The following is a 17,300-nucleotide window of genomic DNA, read 5'->3' as shown; positions in this document are numbered from 1 at the left end:
ATTATAACAAGCGCTGTGCACGGGAAAGGTCGGCGTCTAGCAGCACTACCCCCGGCTGCTTATTCGCTTCAAAACTCCCATAATAGTCGTCTATACCCAGTGCCGCAGCACCCTGACTGGTTCCCCAACGCAATAGTTCCTCTAACGGAATGACCGGAAAATGCTGATGAAGCGTTTTTAGTTCGGCTACAATACTCAACTGATGGTTCGAAGCGAGGCTATCTGTACCCACTACGATATGTTCCCCCTTTTGGCGCAGCAATTCCACATCGGGCAGGCCATTACCGATGTACAGATTGGCGTTGGGACACAGGCAAAAATGAACAGCAGGCAGCACGCCTGCCATCCGGCCCTCCTGCAGAAATTGCAGGTCGCCGGCATTCGTGGTCACATTGTGTACCAGGATCAATTGCTGGTTATTCCGGAAACGGGGTAGCGTGGTTTGCAAGCTGCTTTTTCCCGAAGGCTGGTAAAAAGAAATATCCAGCCCGAGGGCCTGGTACAGCCTGTTGAAAGCCCCCCCCCCCGATTGAATGAATTGTTCTTCCTCCAGGCTCTCCTGGTTGTGCATAGTGAGCAGGCCATTGCCGGGAAAGGCAGCAATGCGCTCAAACAGCGCCGCAGAAACAGAATAGGGCGCATGCGGAACGATGGAGCTGTTGGCAGCGCCGATAATGCTCCTGCCCGGGAAAAGGGGGCTTCTGGCTGGTGATGATTCCTGTAAGTTTTCGCCGGCTGCGTCATTTGCCCGATTTTCCAGATCAACGGTATCATTGGTGGTCGTTGACAGAAGCTGTTCCGTGGTCTGCAGGTTGGCAGCCCGAAATTGTTCCCAAGTGGCTTGAGCCGCTCCGAAGCGGGCATCGGCCGTAGCGGGTACAAACCCTGTTGCTTCAATAAAGTTCTGGTAGTATAACCTTCCTTTTTCTTTTTGGGGTATCGTGAAGTGCGTATTGCAAATATCCCCCACCGCCACAATGCCCTGTTGCAACATGGATGTTTCGGCATCGGCGATCGCCTGCAAAATGACTGTTTCATCGACAGTTCTTTGCCCCATTACCCCCAGCAGGAAGTCGACCATCCCGGTACCGGGCGCAATAACACCCTTCATATGACTGAGTTCCAGGTGACAGTGGGCATTGATGAATCCGGGCGTCAGTATGCCATTCAGCAGTTGAACATCATCACCCGCATCCTCCCAGGCAATGAGCCCTTCTACCGTACCATTTTCGTCGGTGATCAATACCAGGTTTTCGACCAGGCGGAAACCGGTAAATATTTGTTGAGCGCTGAATTTTCTGTATCCCATGTAAGCTATGAAACGATTAACTTTGCAAGCCTTTAATTCATCGGCAATAACGTTCTGAAGGGGTAAGTGTTGACCAGACATTGGCCTACCTGCAGAATTTCGTAAAAATACAGCAAACATGTTAGACAAACTGGAAGCGATCAAGGCGCGTTTTGAGGATCTTGGAGTGGCATTGACCAACCCTGCTATCGTGAGCGATAACAGGAAGTTTACCGAACTGAGCAAGGAATACCGCAGTCTTGAGAAGATCGTGATAGCCCATAATCAATATAGAGAGTTACTGAACGATCTGGAAAGCTACCGGGCTGCCCAGCGGGGTGATGATGAAGAGCTGCGCGAGCTGGCCAAAGAAGAACTCCCCATACTGGAAGAAAAAAAGGATAAGCTGGAAGCCGACATTCGCCAATTGCTGATACCCAAGGACCCCCAGGATCAGAAAAACGTGATCCTCGAGATCAGGGGCGGTACCGGAGGCGACGAAGCGAGCCTCTTTGCCGGCAACCTGCTGCGCATGTATTTGAGATACTGTGAAAGAAAGGGCTGGAAAACCGCCATCCTGAGTGAAACAGAAGGCACTGTAGGCGGCTATAAAGAAGTGCAGCTGGAGGTAGTGGGCGACGATGTATATGGAACGCTTAAATTTGAAAGTGGTGTGCATCGTGTTCAACGGGTTCCCGATACAGAAGCATCGGGCCGGGTGCATACATCGGCAGCGACAGTAGCCGTAATGCCGGAAGCCGAAGAGGTAGATGTGGAAGTAAGAGACGCCGATGTGAAGATGGAAACTGCCCGAAGCGGTGGTGCGGGCGGACAGAACGTAAACAAAGTAGAAACCAAAGTAATACTCACGCACCTTCCCTCCGGCATGGTAGTCATGTGTCAAACGGAACGTACCCAGCTGGGCAACCGGGAGAAGGCAATGCAAATGCTGCGTACCAAGCTGTACGAGGAGCAGGTGCGCAAGCAGGAAGATGAAATTGCCCGTCATCGTAAAAGCCTTGTTAGCACCGGTGACCGTAGTGCCAAGATCCGTACCTACAACTATCCGCAAGGCCGCGTTACCGATCACCGCATTGGTATGACGGTTTATAATCTCGATGAGGTCATGAATGGTTCCATCCAGGAATTCATCGATGCATTACAGTTTGCTGAAAACGCAGAGAAGATCGCCAAACAAAATTAACGATCGGTTCATCCGGCCCGCAATCCCTGACTCTACATAACGTTATACCTTCATTCAAAAAATACGACGCTTATGTTAGACAATCTTATCAACCTGGTACGTGAACAGGCCGGATCTGCCATTATCAACAATCCTACAGTTCCCAACGAACGTAATGAGGAAGTTATTTCCGCTACCGGTCAATCGATTGCAGGAGGGCTTCAGAACATGCTGGCTTCGGGCGGGCTCAAAGATGTGTTGAAGTTATTTGGCGGGCAGGATGCCGCGTCGAACAACAATCCCGTTGTACAAAACCTCTCGGGCAACGTAGTGCAGCAGTTAATGAATCAATTCGGGTTTGACCAGCAATCGGCAGGCGGTATTGCCGGCAACCTGGTGCCCAATGTATTGCAGAACCTGGTCAGCAAGACCAATGACCCCAACGACAACAGTTTCGATATACAGGGTATCTTCAACCACCTCTCTGGTGGAAAATCGCAGGGATTCAACATTCAGGGTCTTCTTGGTAAAGTAACCCAGGGCGGGCTTGACAAAGATGGCGATACCGATTTGCAGGACGTAATGGCTATGTTTTCGGGCGGACAAGCTGGGGGAGGCAACTTACTCGACTCCGTTAAAGGCTTCTTTTCCCGATAGCCCGCTTAAACAGGGGAAGTTTAATATTCTTTTAATAGCTACGTGGATATTAGGCAGTTAAAATAACCTATTGAACCCTGTTTTTGACGTTTGCGAATGTTAACATTTTGAAAAAATCTTTAAAGGGAGTGGAAAATAAACGCAGGGGTTGTTCCTTTGTGATGTCAAATGATTGAGTTCTTTCCCTACAGATTCTTCCAGCAAATCCCGGTTTCGTTTTAAACCTTCTTTAACGGCGGGGATCATACTAATGGCACCGGATTTGCGTTAACAATATTTGAAGTTCTTTATAAAAGACTTACATAAAGCAGTCAATTTTCTCATAAGCAGTTAGTTTTGGTTACGGCCCTTGTTTCTACAAGGGCCATTTTTTTTACAATAAACTGTGTATCAGCGGCTAACTGCCTTTATAGGGTATAGATACAACAACCAAAGCGAGGCAACAATGGCCCCGCTGGCATCTGCTACAATATCTCCCCTGTCGAAGCTACGTTGTGGAATAAAGTAAAACTGTACATATTCAAGGACAATTCCCAGTGCGATAGTCAAAACCGTTATTAGCGTTAGCTCTCTTATCCAGGTATTTTTTGTTCCTCCATTAGAAGCGCAATGGGCACCCCAGAAGAATACGATCCCGCCAAAGAGTATAACATGCACCACTTTATCGAAATGTGGTATTTCGAAGAACTGGATCCCGTCGCCGGGTATCGCAGATCCCGGTAAACACAATAGCACAATTGTAATGATCGTCCAGAGAATAGGAAGAATTTTCTTCGTGCACAGCTTTCTAAGTAAGAGTCGCATACTGGCGGAAAGATAATTCAAATCTGCCCACAAATGAGAAGGTCTTGCTAATTTGACAGGCAAATTTCGCAAGACCTTGAGGCAGGGATTTAACCCGCTAAATGATTTTTATAACGGCGCCTTCGTTCGGCCGGAAGACTGCATCTTTTCCAGCGTAGGAGAAGGATTGCCGCCTTTCTTCTCGATGGTGATAGCGAAGGCATCGGCTTTCTTCGTGTTATCCATCCTGAGCACCACATTATTCTGCAGGGAATCGAATACACCCAGACTTTTGGGAGCCCCATCGATCAATGCCCATAGCTGGTATTGCTGATCCGATGGAAGCTTTGGCATATTCTTCACCATGAGGAATACGGATGCGGACGCAGTATCCCAAAATACATTGGCCGATGACTGCGGAGCGGCCGTAGAGCCCACCATGTTCACAACGGTAATATTGGGATCCTTGATCAGCTTTTGCTCATCAATGATCTTGTTGAGCGTGTTTTCGGCCGAATCGAGACGGGTTTGGAGGTCCCTGTTGGATTCCTTGAGGTCGTTGGCCTGGGTGTAATAGCGGTAAGCAAACCATCCGCAGGCAAGCAGTAATACCACAGAAGCAGCAGCCATAAAACGTGCGCTGCCATTCCTTTGAGCAGGTGCATTTGTTTGTTCCATTGTGATGACTTTAGATTGATTTATAGAAGAGTTCTGAATAGCTTCTAAAAATCCGTCCTTAACCTGTCGCGGTGGTACAACCGCATTTTGCAAAGCAAACTTTTCGAGTGCATCCTCGAAGGCTTTGCGCTCGGCCACAAGCTCCGGGTATTGGGCACAGAGCCGCTCAAACTCTGCTCGCTCGGCTGCATCTGCCTGGTCCAATACATAGCTTTGAACTATGCCGGTTGATATGTATTCTTTTATATTCACTTTAAAAATCCCCTTAATTGTATCAATGCACTTCGGATACGTGTTTTGACTGTTCCCAGCGGTATGTTCTCCATTTCCGCTATTTCCTCATGTGTGTAACCTTTAAAATAAGCCAGATCGATCAATGCCCGCTGTTCCTCCTTCAATTGGTTCAAGACCTTCTTAAACCCGATATTATCTACGTTTACCTGCGTAACAAGCGATACCTGGGTGCCGTTACCCTGGTAATCCATAGATTGGTTTTTGCGGTCGTTTTGGTAAGTTTTGGAACGTAGCGTGTCGATAGAAGCATTCCGGGCTATGTTCAGCATCCAGGTGAATAATCGCCCTTTGGCCGGATCATAGCTTTCAATTTTTTTCCAGATATTGACAAAAACATCCTGTAATACGTCGTTGGCAAGCTCCGTATCATTCAATATCGCCAATATGATGCTGTATAAAGCGCCAGAATAGTGATCGTAGAGGTAACCAAAAGCCTTATTATCCCTGTTTTTAAGCAGAGAAACCAGTTCCTGTTCCGAATATGTAGGAATGGCGCTCAATGTGTTTTACCCAAAGCGTAGCTCAATATAACTAAAAAAAGAGTGGAATGGTCCACTCTTCTATAAACGAAATCAGCTGATCGTTGGATTTACTAAGCCTCAATTAATTTTCCGTAAGCGGCAGCATCCATCAGTGCATCCACATCTGCAGGGTTGCTCACGGTCACTTTAATCATCCAACCCTGTCCATATGGGTCAGTATTAACCAGTTCGGGCTGACCGTCCAGTTCACTGTTCAATTCCTTGATAGTACCGGCAACGGGCAAAAACAGGTCAGACACGGTCTTGACCGCTTCAACAGTTCCGAAGACCTCCTCGGCACTGAGTGCTTTTCCCACATTTGGAACATCTACGTATACGATGTCACCCAGTTCTCTTTGTGCAAAATCAGTAATGCCTATTGTTGCAATATTTCCTTCCAGTAACACCCATTCGTGGTCTTTGGTATAACGGAGATTTGCGGGAATGTTCATGCTAAAGAATTTTGTGCTGCAATATTAGGAAAAATACCATTACTTTCTCCTAACCAGCCGCGCTTTAATAATGCGGATATCCTGCAATGGCCGGTCGCCACCCGAACGGCCACTGGTGGGTATGGCAGCAATGCTGTCCACCACCGGCAGCCCCCGGATTACCTCGCCGAATATGGAATAGTTTTGATCGAGATGGGGTGCACCGCCAATCGTCTTATACACCTCCCGGTGGGCAGGCGGCAATTTCCGCCCCTTGAGCCGGAACTTCTCCACCGAATCCAATCCCACATCGGTAAAGATCTTCCCCTGTACTACATAAAACTGGGCGCCACTGCTGGCCCGCTGCGGATTGATATCATCACCCGTACGGGCCGCCGCCACGACCCCTTTTTTATGGAACATACTGGCCCTGAACTCGGCCGGAACAGTGTATTCCGGACCGCCATCGCCATAGGTTTCGCCCGGCTTGGGCTTCTTCGTGTTGGGATCGCCGGCCTGCACCATGAAGTTCTTGATCACCCGGTGAAACAGGATGCTGTCGTAGAACCCCTCCTTCACCAGCTTCAGGAAATTATCCCGGTGCAAAGGCGTACTATCCGACAACCGGATGACCATGGTACCCTTATCCGTTACCATCTCCACATCCTTGCGGAGGTCCTTCTTCCGGAGCCCGTTGGCCAGCCTGGGATTGCACGCAGCTATTACGACCAGCAACCCGGCCACAACAATAAATCTATGCATGGAGTAAATTAACCGTTAGGAGTTACACAAACACACAAAACCCCGGCTATTGAAAGCCATTTTGCTGAAAGTATAATAAAATATGGTCTTTGAGAAAATTTTCCTGTTCCACCATATTAAAGACCGGGAGCGTCTTTAACTGCCTGAAATGGGGCCAGCCGTCCTCATCTACGGCGTCCAGCTCATAATACCCGCTTTGCGACAGCAGGGAACAAACTGCGACGTGCATGAGATCCTGCTTCTGTTCTTTCGTGAACTTCGTTTTGATATCTCCAAACTCCTGAATACCGATCAGGAAAAGGATCGTTTCCATGTCCGGCTTCTTTCCAAACCGCTCTACCAGGCTGGCTTCAAGGGTCCACCAGCGGCTCTGCAGATCATCCTGTATTTGCATGGCGCAAAGATACAACATTGAAGGTTTGGCCATTTACAGAAAGGGAAAATGGCCGTCAGACACCTGATTCGGCAGTCCCACACACCACATCAGCGATTCCTTTCACTACGTTGCTTATTTTTGAAGAAAAGCCATGGTCATTGCTAAAAAGGATGAATACACGATCTCTACCCGCAAAGAAGACCTGAACATTTCCTACATCCACCGGTTCCTGACCACCTCTTATTGGGCCGAAGGCATTCCCGTAGAAACCGTAAAACGGTCAATAGACGGCTCCCTGTGCTTTGGCGTTTATCACCAAAATACCCAGGTAGGCTTTGCCCGCATTATCTCTGACCTGGCTACCTATGCCTACCTGGCCGATGTGTTCATCGACCCGCAGCAGCAGGGTAGAGGCCTTGGTAAATGGCTTGTTGGAGTGATACTGAAACATCCCGACCTGCAGGGACTTAGGCGTATAGAACTGGGCACGCTCGATGCACACGGCCTCTATGCGCAATTCGGGTTTGTGCCACTGCCCCAACCCGAACGTTTTATGCAGATCAGAAATCCAGACGTCTACAAACAATCCGGTAAATCGTCCTCAGCAGACTAATGCATTCCGAAAAAATCAGGGCAATCCCGTAAATCCATCTGTGAGCAATTATCTTTGCCCAAATTTGAATTGCGATGTTACAAGTAGCATTTATCCGACAGCATACAGAGCTGGTAAAAGAAAGACTTGCGGTAAAACATTTTAAAGACCTCCAACTGGTAGATGAGATCCTCTCGCTGGATGATGAGCGCAAAAAACTGCAAACCGAATCCGAAAACACGCAATCCAAATTAAACAGTTCGTCCAAAGAGATCGGTCAATTGATGGCCAAGGGGCAAAAAGAGGAAGCCGAAGCCAGAAAACAGGAAGTGGCTACGCTGAAAGCAGCGCAACAACCCATTGCTGACCGACTGGCCCAGGTAGAAAAGCAATTGCAGGACACCATCGTCAGGCTGCCCAACATTCCTTCCGCAAACGTACCCAAAGGCAAAACGCCGGAGGAGAATGTCACCGTGCGTGAAGGCGGGCAACGGCCATCCTTGCACAGCAAGGCCGTACCACACTGGGACCTCGCCAAAAAATACAACCTCATCGATTTTGAACTGGGTAATAAGATCACCGGTAGCGGTTTCCCCGTGTACATAGGAAAAGGGGCCAAACTGCAAAGGGCGCTGATCCAGTATTTTCTCGATTACAATACCGCCGCCGGTTACATAGAATACATGCCCCCGCATATGGTCAACGAAGCATCGGCTTTCGGCACCGGTCAGTTGCCCGATAAAGAAGGCCAGATGTATTTCGTAACCGAGGATAATTTATACCTGATCCCTACGGCAGAAGTACCGGTAACCAACATCTATCGCGATGAATTGCTGAAAGAAGCCGAACTGCCTATCAAAATGACCGCCTACACGCCCTGCTTCCGCCGCGAAGCTGGAAGCTATGGTAAGGATGTACGTGGCCTCAACCGCCTGCACCAATTTGACAAAGTAGAAGTGGTACAGATCGTACACCCCGACAAAAGCTATGAAGTACTGGAAGAAATGGTGGTTCACGTGGAGAAGCTGTTGCAGTCGCTCAATCTTCAATACCGCATCCTGAACTTATGCGGCGGCGATATGGGATTCACATCAGCCCAGACATACGACTTTGAAGTATACAGTGCCGCCCAGGAAAAATGGCTGGAGGTAAGCTCGGTTTCTAATTTCGAAGCCTACCAAACCAACCGCCTTAAAGTGCGTTTCAAAGACGGTAACGGCAAGAACCACCTGGCCCACTCGCTCAATGGCAGTTCACTGGCACTTCCCCGTATACTCGCCTGTCTGCTCGAAAACAACCAAACCGAGACAGGCATTTCGCTGCCTGCCGTGCTGCATAATTATGTAGGGTACACCACGATCGATTAACAAAGGCCTTTATATAAGTTAATAATACCGGAGGGCGCAATACAATATTGCGCCCTTATTCTTTACAGCCATTACCCATAGTTGTTATATACAATTCCTTAACATAAATCTGTGTGAAACCACGGAGTTACCATTTCCTACGTCCTTTTGTCTTTTCATATTTGTAGCACAAAAACCAACAATGAAAAGACAAACTCTACTTATCACAGCGATCGCACTAGCTGCCACCACTTCGCTTTCGGCCCAGGTTAAAAAAGGAGACCTCTTATTGGGAGCCACTATGGGATTGAATTACGGCAACTCTTCCGGGCCGTCCGGTAGTGGAAGTTCGAGCTCCAATGCCAACATTGCGCCTCGCATCGGCTTTGGGATCGGTCACAACTCTGTATTGGGCTTTCGTACAAACTTCGGATACAGTAGCGGCAAAAACGATGGATCGACCGTGCGGACCACCAGTACAAGTATCGGCGGATCGGTGTATTGGAGAAAATTTATACCGATAAAAGGGCAGATAGGCTGGTATGCCGAGCCCAGTGCTGGAGTATCCTATGTAAGCAACGTAACCAAAAGCGACCCAGGGGGCAAGATCCAAACGCAGGGAATCAACTATTCCGCACTGGTGATACCTGGCATTTATTATCAGCCACTATCCAAATTATTGATCAGTGTGGATTTTGGAGGCCTGGGTGTCAATCACCATAGATCCAAAGACCAATTTGATCAACGGTTCAGGAATACCTATGTAAATCTTAGCTTATTGAACAGTTTCACATTCGGAGTTGATTTCGTCCTGGGCAAAGGATAACCGGAATATTCTATGCACCCGAATAGCGTGGGGATTTAAACCTATTGCAGGAACAATAGTCTACATACGAATTTGCCTTTCTACTTATGTGCTTACCTCTGTGATCACTTTACCGGATCAGCGTTAATGTTCCCCGTTGCTCGTGAAACTGGCCGGTAAAGTCTTTTCCCTTTACAACCCATACATACGTGCCGGATGGCTGGGCCTGTCCATTGATGGTACCATCCCATCCCTCGCTGGTACTTTTGGAGTTGTACACGACTTGTCCGTACCGGTTATAGATCCGGAAAAAGAAAATATCTGTCATGCCCACGGATGTCATCCGGAAACGTTCATTCTTATTATCCCCATTGGGCGAAAAAGCATTGGGTACATAAATGGCTGGTCCCTTAATGGCCCGTATGTTGATAGTATCGGTGGTTTCACAACCGATCGGCGTATAGGCCGTCAGGATATAATAGGTGCTTTTGGAGATCTGGGCAACCGGATTGGCAATAGTCGGGTCCGACAATCCCCCCGCCGGCGACCACTTATACAACATGCCGCCCGAGCCATTCAGTGGAAGTGGATAATTGGCGGTTACAACGGTATCGTTACCGGCAAAAGCATGGGTTTCATAGATCTTCACCTTCTTGACTGCCGGCTCTGATGGACAGCCATTATCGGCCATTGCAACGAGTTTTACCTCATAGTCGCCTCCCTTACTATATACATGCTCAATACTGGAAGAGCTATCCAGTGTACCGTCGCCCGGCTGCCAATACCATTGACGTATGGGAATGGCGGCGGTTAGGCTCTGGCCCGTAAAAAGCACCCGTGTCTTAAAGCAGGCATCCGCCACCGTCAGGTCTACCTTCGGTGAAGGAAACATGGAAAATGATTTGGTAACCGGGTCCGACACACAACCTTCCTTGGTCTTCACCACCAGGCTTACCGTATGCGGTCCATAGCTATAAGTTTGTTGAAGCCCCGGACTGTTCTTTACCGCAGGAACGGCATTGTCGACCGTCCACTCCCAGCGGTTTACCGTGCCGAACTCAACTTTCGAAGCATCGGTAAAAGGCACCATCTCTTCATTACAGTAGGGAGGCGGAGGAGGCGAAAAATCGGCTACCGGTTTCGATCCGATGGTTACCTTGGTATTGTAGCTCTCCGAAATACAGCCGTCATTACCCAATATGCTCAACTTAACATCATAAATACCCGGTTGAGGAAAAGTATGAGGGTCTGGCGCCTGCACGGAATCAATGGTGCCATCCCCAAAATTCCAGTACCATTTTACGATAGAACCGAAGGAAAGTGAATTATCCTTAAACGCAATGGTAGCAGGAAAACAGGTACTCTGGTTCATGTCGAAGGAGAAGCCAGGATTTAAGGAGGTACAGATCCGCTGCCGGTTGTTCAAGCCTCCTGTAGCGGCCGTAAAGCCCCAGAACACCATCGGGTCATTACCAAATACCTGAGGTATGAGATCGAGGGTGGTTTTTACACGCTCTACCCCATCAATATGCGCGGCTATTGTTTTCGTGGGCACATCCCATATTACACGGAACGTGTGCCACTGACCATCTTCTATATTATTGGCACCCGAAACTGCTGTTACTGGTCCTGCCAGGTTATTGGTAGAAATATGACTAACATCACCATCTCTGTTAATGGATATGTGATCGTAATCGGGATCGGTGTGGTTACCGTTTTGGTAAGTATCCAGCAGAATGCCAATGGAGGGCGTTACCCCGCTGAAGCCCATGCCTTCACCGGTAGTACCGATGCTAAGGCTGATATTTTGCAGCACGAACGCTATACCATCGGCCCCATCGGTGTCTTTACTACCCAGGAATACGTTGAATTTATAGTCGAACGACTGTCGGAGATCGATCTTGTTCTTGTTCCAGATGGAACCCGTTTGATAATTGCCCTCGGTGGTAAGGGTGTTGCAATTGCAGCTTTCCTTCGAGGCATTGCCGTTACGCCAGTAGGGGTCTATATTCTGTGCCGCCAATGGCACACAAAACAAGACCAGGCTTAGGGTGTATAGCAGGCAAATTCTCATAGCGAGCAGCAGTTCCGGTTAGATTAGTGTTTAATTATATTTATCACATCGCTATAAATAAAACACGGTCGGACCAGTAACGATCAGACCGTGTTTTAATCGATAGTCGTTGCAGGCAACGACTCCAGGACAATATACTATAAAGCTTTTATGCTATCGGTGCCTTTCTGAAATTCTGCCGGAAAGGTCCGCAAATAGTTTACTCCCAGCCTTGCTTAGCCACACCGGCTTTGATAGCTGCCAGGGCTTTTTCTTCTCCCAACAGCGTTGTGAGCTTATTTCCCTTGCCATCATGCCCTTGTGCCATATAAGCTCCTTTGGCGGTTTTAGTAATGACTGCATCCTGAATGGGAACACCTTTCTCCTTTGTCTTTACATTGTATGCAGTTAACTGAACATCTGCCATAATTAAAACTTTTAATGGTTAGTAAAATAAAACTAATCCTTCAAAAATGCGACCAGATTGGTTTTTATTGATCGATAAATATACAGCTTTTTATAATATAGGGCTGGCGCCCTGATTTTCAGGGAATTGATTGTACAATTAACAAAACCATACTTGAAAGTTTAGTTTGAATGGACTATTTTAATTCAACCATAACCATTCACCACCCACGCCACCATGAAGATCAGATTAATCCTCGCATTCATATGTATCGGCTGCAGCCTTTCACAGGCACAAACTACCCGGTCCCTGAACGGCTTCAGCAAGTTGAGCCTTGCCGAAAAGCCATTCACGTTAACCGGCACCTTTACAAACTATCAGCCAGGTATCGATTCTTTTCGATACTGCAAGATCGTCTACAACCACCTGTACAAAAACAACCAGCAAAACCATGTAACAGAAATTACGCCTGCAGGTAAGTTCAACATGACCATACCACTCAATAGGCCCCAGGAGCTATTCTTCCTGTTTGGCGACGAGCTGATCGTCTTTTATGGAGTGCCGGGCACAACGCTTGATATGCAGGTCGACCTCCCCACGATCAAAGCCCGGGCAACGTTGTCGTTTCAACAACAACGGGTTCTTCCATCGCCCATTACTTTCTCCGGCCAGTATGGCCAACTCAACAGGGAATGCAATCACTTCCGCCCGGTCGGATTTAAGGTTCTTTACTACAAAGAACACAATGCCAGGATCGATTCTCTCGATCAGCTGCCCTATAAAGCCTACCGACTCGGCAAAAGACAACAGATGATCGACTCGCTCCAGGTGTTCAACGAAAAGAACAATACCAGCACCGAATTCAGGCAACTGATGACGCAGTACATCCGGTACCATGCTGCTGAAGACCTGTTGCGTTACCGGTGGCTGCACGGTATGTCAAAACCAGGCGGCGGAAGAGTTGAACTCAGCAAAGAGTACCTCAGCTTCATGGAAGAAACACCCATCGACAACGACGAAGCACTCATCACCGAAGCCTACTCCAACTACCTTCGGGAATACACCAATAACCTTCCGATGGCCTACAATGCAACGAAGACCGACACGCTCAACTTCCTCAGCTACCTGAAGTCAAATGGATCGGTCATAAGCCAGGAAGAGGAATTCCCCCTACTGATTAACAAGAGCCAGCGAAACGCAGCGCAACAACAATGGGTCGATTCCTTCTATCGCAAATACAAGCTCGACTACTCCGACTTCAACGCCAGGATGAGCACGTTGCAAGGAGTGGACTCTATCGGCCGGAATATTGCTGCCAGCACCGGCCGCGACCTGGTGATAGCCCGCAAGTACAACGCGATGATCGAACGGAGCCGCCTGGCACTCAATGATGATCAACTTGCCGTATTAACCCGCCAGATCAACAATCCAAACATTAGCGCCCAGGTACAGCGCGACAATGGGCGGCTGCAGGACATGGCAGCCGGCAAAATGCCTGCCGCCACCCACGTTCGGTCGCCATTGCAGGCAAGCAGTGATAAATTCTTCGAAGAACTTGTAAAACCCTACAAAGGGAAAGTAGTCTACATCGATTTCTGGGCTCCCTGGTGCGGGCCCTGTATGAGCGAAATGCCCAACTCAAAAGACCTGCAAATGGAATTGAAAGGCAAGGAGGTTGTATTCCTTTACATTGGCATCAGCTGCACCAAACAGTCGTGGGAAAACACCATCAAAGACAAAGACATTGTTGGCGAGCATTATTTTGCCAATGATAATGAAGGAAAGTTATTATCCGATAAATTCAACATATCCGGCATACCTCATTACGTACTTGTAGATAAGAACGGAAAAGTGGCCGATGACCGGGCGGCACGCCCGGGTTCGAAAGAAAAACTGGTACGGGCTATCAACAACCTGCTGAAGAAATCCTGACAACGAGGATTTCCCCATAAAAAAGAGCAGCGCAATTGAATTGCGCTGCTCTTTTTATTATGAGTATTGAAACTTATCGGAGTGAACTCGTATCTACACGTGAAGGGGTGTCTTTACCCGCAACAATAGAGGTAGAACTGAGTGCGATGGCCTTGATGATCTCTGTCATATTCCGCATGTTCAGCGTTTCGAACTCGTCATCCAGTGTGTGATAGAATTTCTCACTGTCCATTTTGGAAGTAGAGATCGTGTGGGCAGGTACCCCCAAACGCGCCAGTGTTGCATTGTCCGAGCGATAGAACAACTGTTGGTCGGGATAAGGATCGGGATAGAATTTAAAGGCAGTGCCTTCCAGATTCTTCTCCAGTATCTTACCCATATCGGTTTTATCATAACCGGTAATGTAAGCGGAGTTGTCGCCCCACTTGCTGTCGGTACCGATCATCTCGATATTGAACATGGCCATCACCTGAGCTGGTTCGAACTGCCTGGAAAAATACTGCGCGCCAAAACCACCGGATTCTTCAGCGGTAAACGCAGCAAAAACGATGGTTCGCTCATTATCCTTCTGCTGAGCGAAATAATGAGCCAGCATGATCACTGCCGTAGTACCGGCGGCGTCGTCATTGGCACCATTGTAAATGGAATCACCGGCTGCATTGGCCTTTTTGGCGATACCAAGGTGATCGTAGTGTCCGGAGAAAATCACATATTCATTCTTTTTGCTCTTCCCGGGCAGGATACCCACTACATTGTTAAGCGGCATCACGGTTACTTCCTGGGTAAATTCAATATCGTAAGTAGCAGGCTCCTCCATCGTCAACAAGGCAATGATGTTGGAAGTGGGTGCAAACGACGTTGAGCGACGTTTCAGGCCATTGAACAACCTGCGTGAACCGGTATCTACCAGTAAGAGAAAATCACCCTTCGACTGCGTAAGGCGCATGTACACGGGATACAGGCTGTCTTTAGGCACCCGGATGGTGGTGTACTTCGAAGCCTCGGTTACCTTGAGTACGGTTTTGTTGGTTACGCCCAGGATATCCTGCTCGGCAACTTGTTTTCCGTTCAAAGTTCCCTTCGCTGCCAGGAATTTAGTGCGCAGCATATCGAACGATTGCAGATACGATTTCTTGTTCACCGGTTTCAGGCCGGCCTTCTTGAATTCTTCGGCGATAAAAGCAGCCGCCTTATCGATACCCGGTGTAAAGGGAGCCCGGCCCTGCATGTCATCAGCAGAAAGCGTGCGTTCTACACGCGCTACTTCCGCTTCTGAGATCACCTGGTCTATTTTCTGGGCAAATGAGGTTGTACCGATCGTTAATACGGTAAGGACGAGAGCGTATTTTTTCATCATGTGGTGGTCTAAAAAATATAATTAGGAGTTATAAGCTCATCATTTCTTTGAACTTGACGGTTTGCCGGCGGCTCACCTCGATCTTTTCACCACCTTTCAGTTCCAGCAACAAACCTCCATTGAAATAAGGTTCGATCTTGTCGATCAGCCGAAGATTCACAATGTGCTTACGGTTGGCGCGGAAGAAGGTCTTCTCATCGAGCCTTTCTTCCAAAGCGTTCAGCGATTTCAGGATCAGTGGCTTATTGGGACCAAAATATACTTTCGCGTAGTTGCCCACGCTTTCAAATAAGCGGATCTCCGACAATTTCACAAACCAGCAACGTTCACCGTCTTTCACGAACACCTGGTCATTCTCGCTCAGGATAGAGCGGTTCATATTTGCCGGCAATGGGTTTACATCTCCCCTTTCATCCTGCATATGTAGTTTCTGGATGGCGTCGGCCAGGCGCTTGGGCTCCACGGGCTTCAGCAGGTAATCCAGCGCATTCACTTCGAAGGCCTTCAACGCATATTCATCGTAGGCAGTTGTAAAAATCACATTGGGCGTGCGGTCCAGTTCAGACAGCATATCGAAACCGGTTTTACCTGGCATCTGGATGTCGAGGAAAACCAGGTCGGGATTAATATGCTCGATCTTCTCGATACCTTCGCCGGCATTGGCGGCCTCGGCTACCACTTCAATTTCGGGAAACTCCATCAACAACTTCTTCAGTTCATTCCTGGCGAGTCGTTCGTCATCGATAATAATCGCTTTGATCATACGTCCTTTATTTTAGTTCAACAGGGATCAGGATCCTTGCCTCTACCAAACCCGCCTCTACCTGTTTAATTTCAAAGTTAGCCTTTTCACCAAACAATAATTGCAGCCTGTTCCTGGTACTCGACAGGCCAAAACCATCCCCATTGACATGACCATTCAGTGATCCCGAATTCAACACAATGAGTTCATGAAAATCGTTTCTGAAATCGGAGATCACCTTGACGACCCCACCACTGATCTGCTTGCCGATGCCATGTTTAATGGCATTTTCAACCAGCGTTTGTAGCATCATCGGCGGCACGGGTTGATCGAGGGTATCCTCATCTATCTGGTATTCAATACGAAGCCGGTCTTCAAAACGGATATACTCCAACGCGAGGTAATCCTTTACGATATTGAGTTCCTTTTCGAAAGGCACCGTTTCGAGCTTTTCGGCCTGCATGCTGCTACGGAGGATATTGCTCAGCTCAGTAATGGCATTGCGTGCCCGGTTGGGGTTTTCATCGATCAACGCCCGGATGCTGTTGAGGGCATTGAAAATAAAATGCGGATTGATATGCGACTTGATCGTCTTCAGCTCCAACTCCTTCACCAGCGACTCCAGCTTCAGCGTGTCAACCTGCTGGCGACGGCTCTTTTCAATATAGTGATAGAAGTAATACAGCAGGATCCAGGGGATCATGAAGATGCCGATATTGAGCACATTGGCAAAAAGGCGCGTGGAAAAATCAAGCTTGGTCTTGTTCTCGAACTTGAACAGCTCGTAAGCGCCTAATACCAACAAACCATAGAGGATACTGGTGATGATCACGGCAGCACCCAGCCTGGTTACCATCTTTTCAATCGGCAACATCAGCCAGTTGGTCCTTTTGAGGAACTCACGGAGGATATGTGTACTGACAATGCCCGACACTACGTATATCAGGATACGGTATAAATAAGCAGGGGAAATCGCTTCTTTAAAGGTAAAGGCATAAAACAACATGGAAAGGCCAACCAGGCCCCAGCCACCTAACTGGCAAAGCCAGTAATATGAATTTCTTTTCGCCATCTCAGAAATTGGGTCTTAGCAA

19 protein-coding genes are annotated in these 17,300 nt (G+C 48.1%); 7 read left to right on the top strand and 12 right to left on the bottom strand.

Annotated elements, in window-relative coordinates:
• Position 1: 1 nt before the first annotated feature.
• The gene (locus P2H89_RS01810) at positions 2-1,309 is read right to left on the bottom strand and encodes an amidohydrolase family protein (protein WP_275824758.1); all 1,308 of its coding nucleotides are present in this window, start codon (positions 1,307-1,309) and stop codon (positions 2-4) included.
• A 118-nt stretch (positions 1,310-1,427) separates the two neighbouring features.
• On the opposite strand from P2H89_RS01810, the gene prfA reads away from it, so the two are divergent.
• Both prfA and P2H89_RS01800 read left to right on the top strand, forming a co-directional pair.
• On the top strand, positions 1,428-2,492 hold the full coding sequence (gene prfA / locus P2H89_RS01805; protein ID WP_275824757.1) for a peptide chain release factor 1: 1,065 nt from the start codon (positions 1,428-1,430) through the stop codon (positions 2,490-2,492).
• A gap of 72 nt (positions 2,493-2,564) precedes the next feature.
• The gene (locus tag P2H89_RS01800) at positions 2,565-3,128 is read left to right on the top strand and encodes a hypothetical protein (RefSeq protein ID WP_275824756.1); all 564 of its coding nucleotides are present in this window, start codon (positions 2,565-2,567) and stop codon (positions 3,126-3,128) included.
• 390 nt (positions 3,129-3,518) lie between these two features.
• On the opposite strand, the gene P2H89_RS01795 is transcribed toward P2H89_RS01800, so the two are convergent.
• Together P2H89_RS01795 and P2H89_RS01790 are read right to left on the bottom strand one after the other, a co-directional pair.
• On the bottom strand, positions 3,519-3,932 hold the full coding sequence (locus P2H89_RS01795) for a VanZ family protein (RefSeq protein ID WP_275824755.1): 414 nt from the start codon (positions 3,930-3,932) through the stop codon (positions 3,519-3,521).
• A 108-nt stretch (positions 3,933-4,040) separates the two neighbouring features.
• Positions 4,041-4,727: an anti-sigma factor gene (locus P2H89_RS01790; RefSeq protein WP_275825390.1), complete on the bottom strand. Its 687-nt coding sequence runs from the start codon at positions 4,725-4,727 to the stop codon at positions 4,041-4,043.
• Here P2H89_RS01790 and P2H89_RS01785 point away from each other — a divergent pair.
• The gene (locus P2H89_RS01785) at positions 4,677-4,820 is read left to right on the top strand and encodes a hypothetical protein (RefSeq protein ID WP_275825393.1); all 144 of its coding nucleotides are present in this window, start codon (positions 4,677-4,679) and stop codon (positions 4,818-4,820) included. The genes P2H89_RS01790 and P2H89_RS01785 overlap by 51 nt on opposite strands.
• A 17-nt stretch (positions 4,821-4,837) precedes the next feature.
• Here P2H89_RS01785 and P2H89_RS01780 read toward each other — a convergent pair whose 3' ends face one another.
• From P2H89_RS01780 to P2H89_RS01765, 4 genes are all read right to left on the bottom strand, one after another.
• Positions 4,838-5,383 (bottom strand): sigma-70 family RNA polymerase sigma factor, encoded by a 546-nt coding sequence (locus P2H89_RS01780; protein ID WP_275824754.1) that lies wholly within the window; start codon positions 5,381-5,383, stop codon positions 4,838-4,840.
• A 92-nt stretch (positions 5,384-5,475) separates the two neighbouring features.
• Positions 5,476-5,856 (bottom strand): glycine cleavage system protein GcvH, encoded by a 381-nt coding sequence (gene gcvH, locus P2H89_RS01775; RefSeq protein ID WP_275824753.1) that lies wholly within the window; start codon positions 5,854-5,856, stop codon positions 5,476-5,478.
• A 39-nt stretch (positions 5,857-5,895) separates the two neighbouring features.
• Positions 5,896-6,597 carry a peptidylprolyl isomerase gene (locus P2H89_RS01770; RefSeq protein WP_275824752.1) on the bottom strand — a complete coding sequence of 234 codons (702 nt, stop codon included), beginning with the start codon at positions 6,595-6,597 and terminating at the stop codon, positions 5,896-5,898.
• Positions 6,598-6,643: 46 nt separating this feature from the next.
• Positions 6,644-6,991, bottom strand: coding sequence for a hypothetical protein (locus P2H89_RS01765; protein WP_275824750.1), 348 nt, complete (start codon positions 6,989-6,991; stop codon positions 6,644-6,646).
• Positions 6,992-7,124: 133 nt separating this feature from the next.
• Between P2H89_RS01765 and P2H89_RS01760 the strand changes: the two genes are divergently transcribed.
• From P2H89_RS01760 to P2H89_RS01750, 3 genes are all read left to right on the top strand, one after another.
• The gene (locus P2H89_RS01760) at positions 7,125-7,586 is read left to right on the top strand and encodes a GNAT family N-acetyltransferase (protein WP_275824749.1); all 462 of its coding nucleotides are present in this window, start codon (positions 7,125-7,127) and stop codon (positions 7,584-7,586) included.
• A gap of 74 nt (positions 7,587-7,660) precedes the next feature.
• A complete protein-coding gene (gene serS / locus P2H89_RS01755) occupies positions 7,661-8,932 on the top strand; it encodes a serine--tRNA ligase (protein WP_275824748.1) in 1,272 nt (423 codons plus the stop codon).
• 181 nt (positions 8,933-9,113) lie between these two features.
• Positions 9,114-9,737 (top strand): outer membrane beta-barrel protein, encoded by a 624-nt coding sequence (locus P2H89_RS01750; RefSeq protein ID WP_275824747.1) that lies wholly within the window; start codon positions 9,114-9,116, stop codon positions 9,735-9,737.
• A gap of 109 nt (positions 9,738-9,846) precedes the next feature.
• Here the strand turns inward: P2H89_RS01750 and P2H89_RS01745 are convergent, their stop codons facing one another.
• A complete protein-coding gene (locus P2H89_RS01745) occupies positions 9,847-11,790 on the bottom strand; it encodes a PKD domain-containing protein (RefSeq protein WP_275824746.1) in 1,944 nt (647 codons plus the stop codon).
• A 199-nt stretch (positions 11,791-11,989) separates the two neighbouring features.
• The gene (locus tag P2H89_RS01740; RefSeq protein ID WP_167286417.1) at positions 11,990-12,196 is read right to left on the bottom strand and encodes a hypothetical protein; all 207 of its coding nucleotides are present in this window, start codon (positions 12,194-12,196) and stop codon (positions 11,990-11,992) included.
• 216 nt (positions 12,197-12,412) lie between these two features.
• On the opposite strand from P2H89_RS01740, the gene P2H89_RS01735 reads away from it, so the two are divergent.
• Entirely contained in the window at positions 12,413-14,107 is a 1,695-nt protein-coding gene (locus P2H89_RS01735; protein ID WP_275824745.1) for a TlpA disulfide reductase family protein, read from the top strand.
• Positions 14,108-14,180: 73 nt separating this feature from the next.
• On the opposite strand, the gene P2H89_RS01730 is transcribed toward P2H89_RS01735, so the two are convergent.
• The 3 genes from P2H89_RS01730 to P2H89_RS01720 are packed head-to-tail and all read right to left on the bottom strand — an operon-like array spanning position 14,181 to position 17,278.
• Positions 14,181-15,464: a M28 family peptidase gene (locus tag P2H89_RS01730; RefSeq protein WP_275824744.1), complete on the bottom strand. Its 1,284-nt coding sequence runs from the start codon at positions 15,462-15,464 to the stop codon at positions 14,181-14,183.
• Positions 15,465-15,492: 28 nt separating this feature from the next.
• Entirely contained in the window at positions 15,493-16,227 is a 735-nt protein-coding gene (locus P2H89_RS01725; protein WP_275824743.1) for a response regulator, read from the bottom strand.
• Positions 16,228-16,234: 7 nt separating this feature from the next.
• A complete protein-coding gene (locus tag P2H89_RS01720; RefSeq protein ID WP_275824742.1) occupies positions 16,235-17,278 on the bottom strand; it encodes a histidine kinase in 1,044 nt (347 codons plus the stop codon).
• Between the last annotated feature and the right edge of the window lie 22 nt (positions 17,279-17,300).

Source organism: Paraflavitalea sp. CAU 1676 (genome assembly GCF_029223285.1).
Taxonomy (GTDB): domain Bacteria; phylum Bacteroidota; class Bacteroidia; order Chitinophagales; family Chitinophagaceae; genus Paraflavitalea.
Note: the sequence above shows the minus strand (reverse complement) of the source record. Positions and strands in the feature narration are given on the sequence as shown.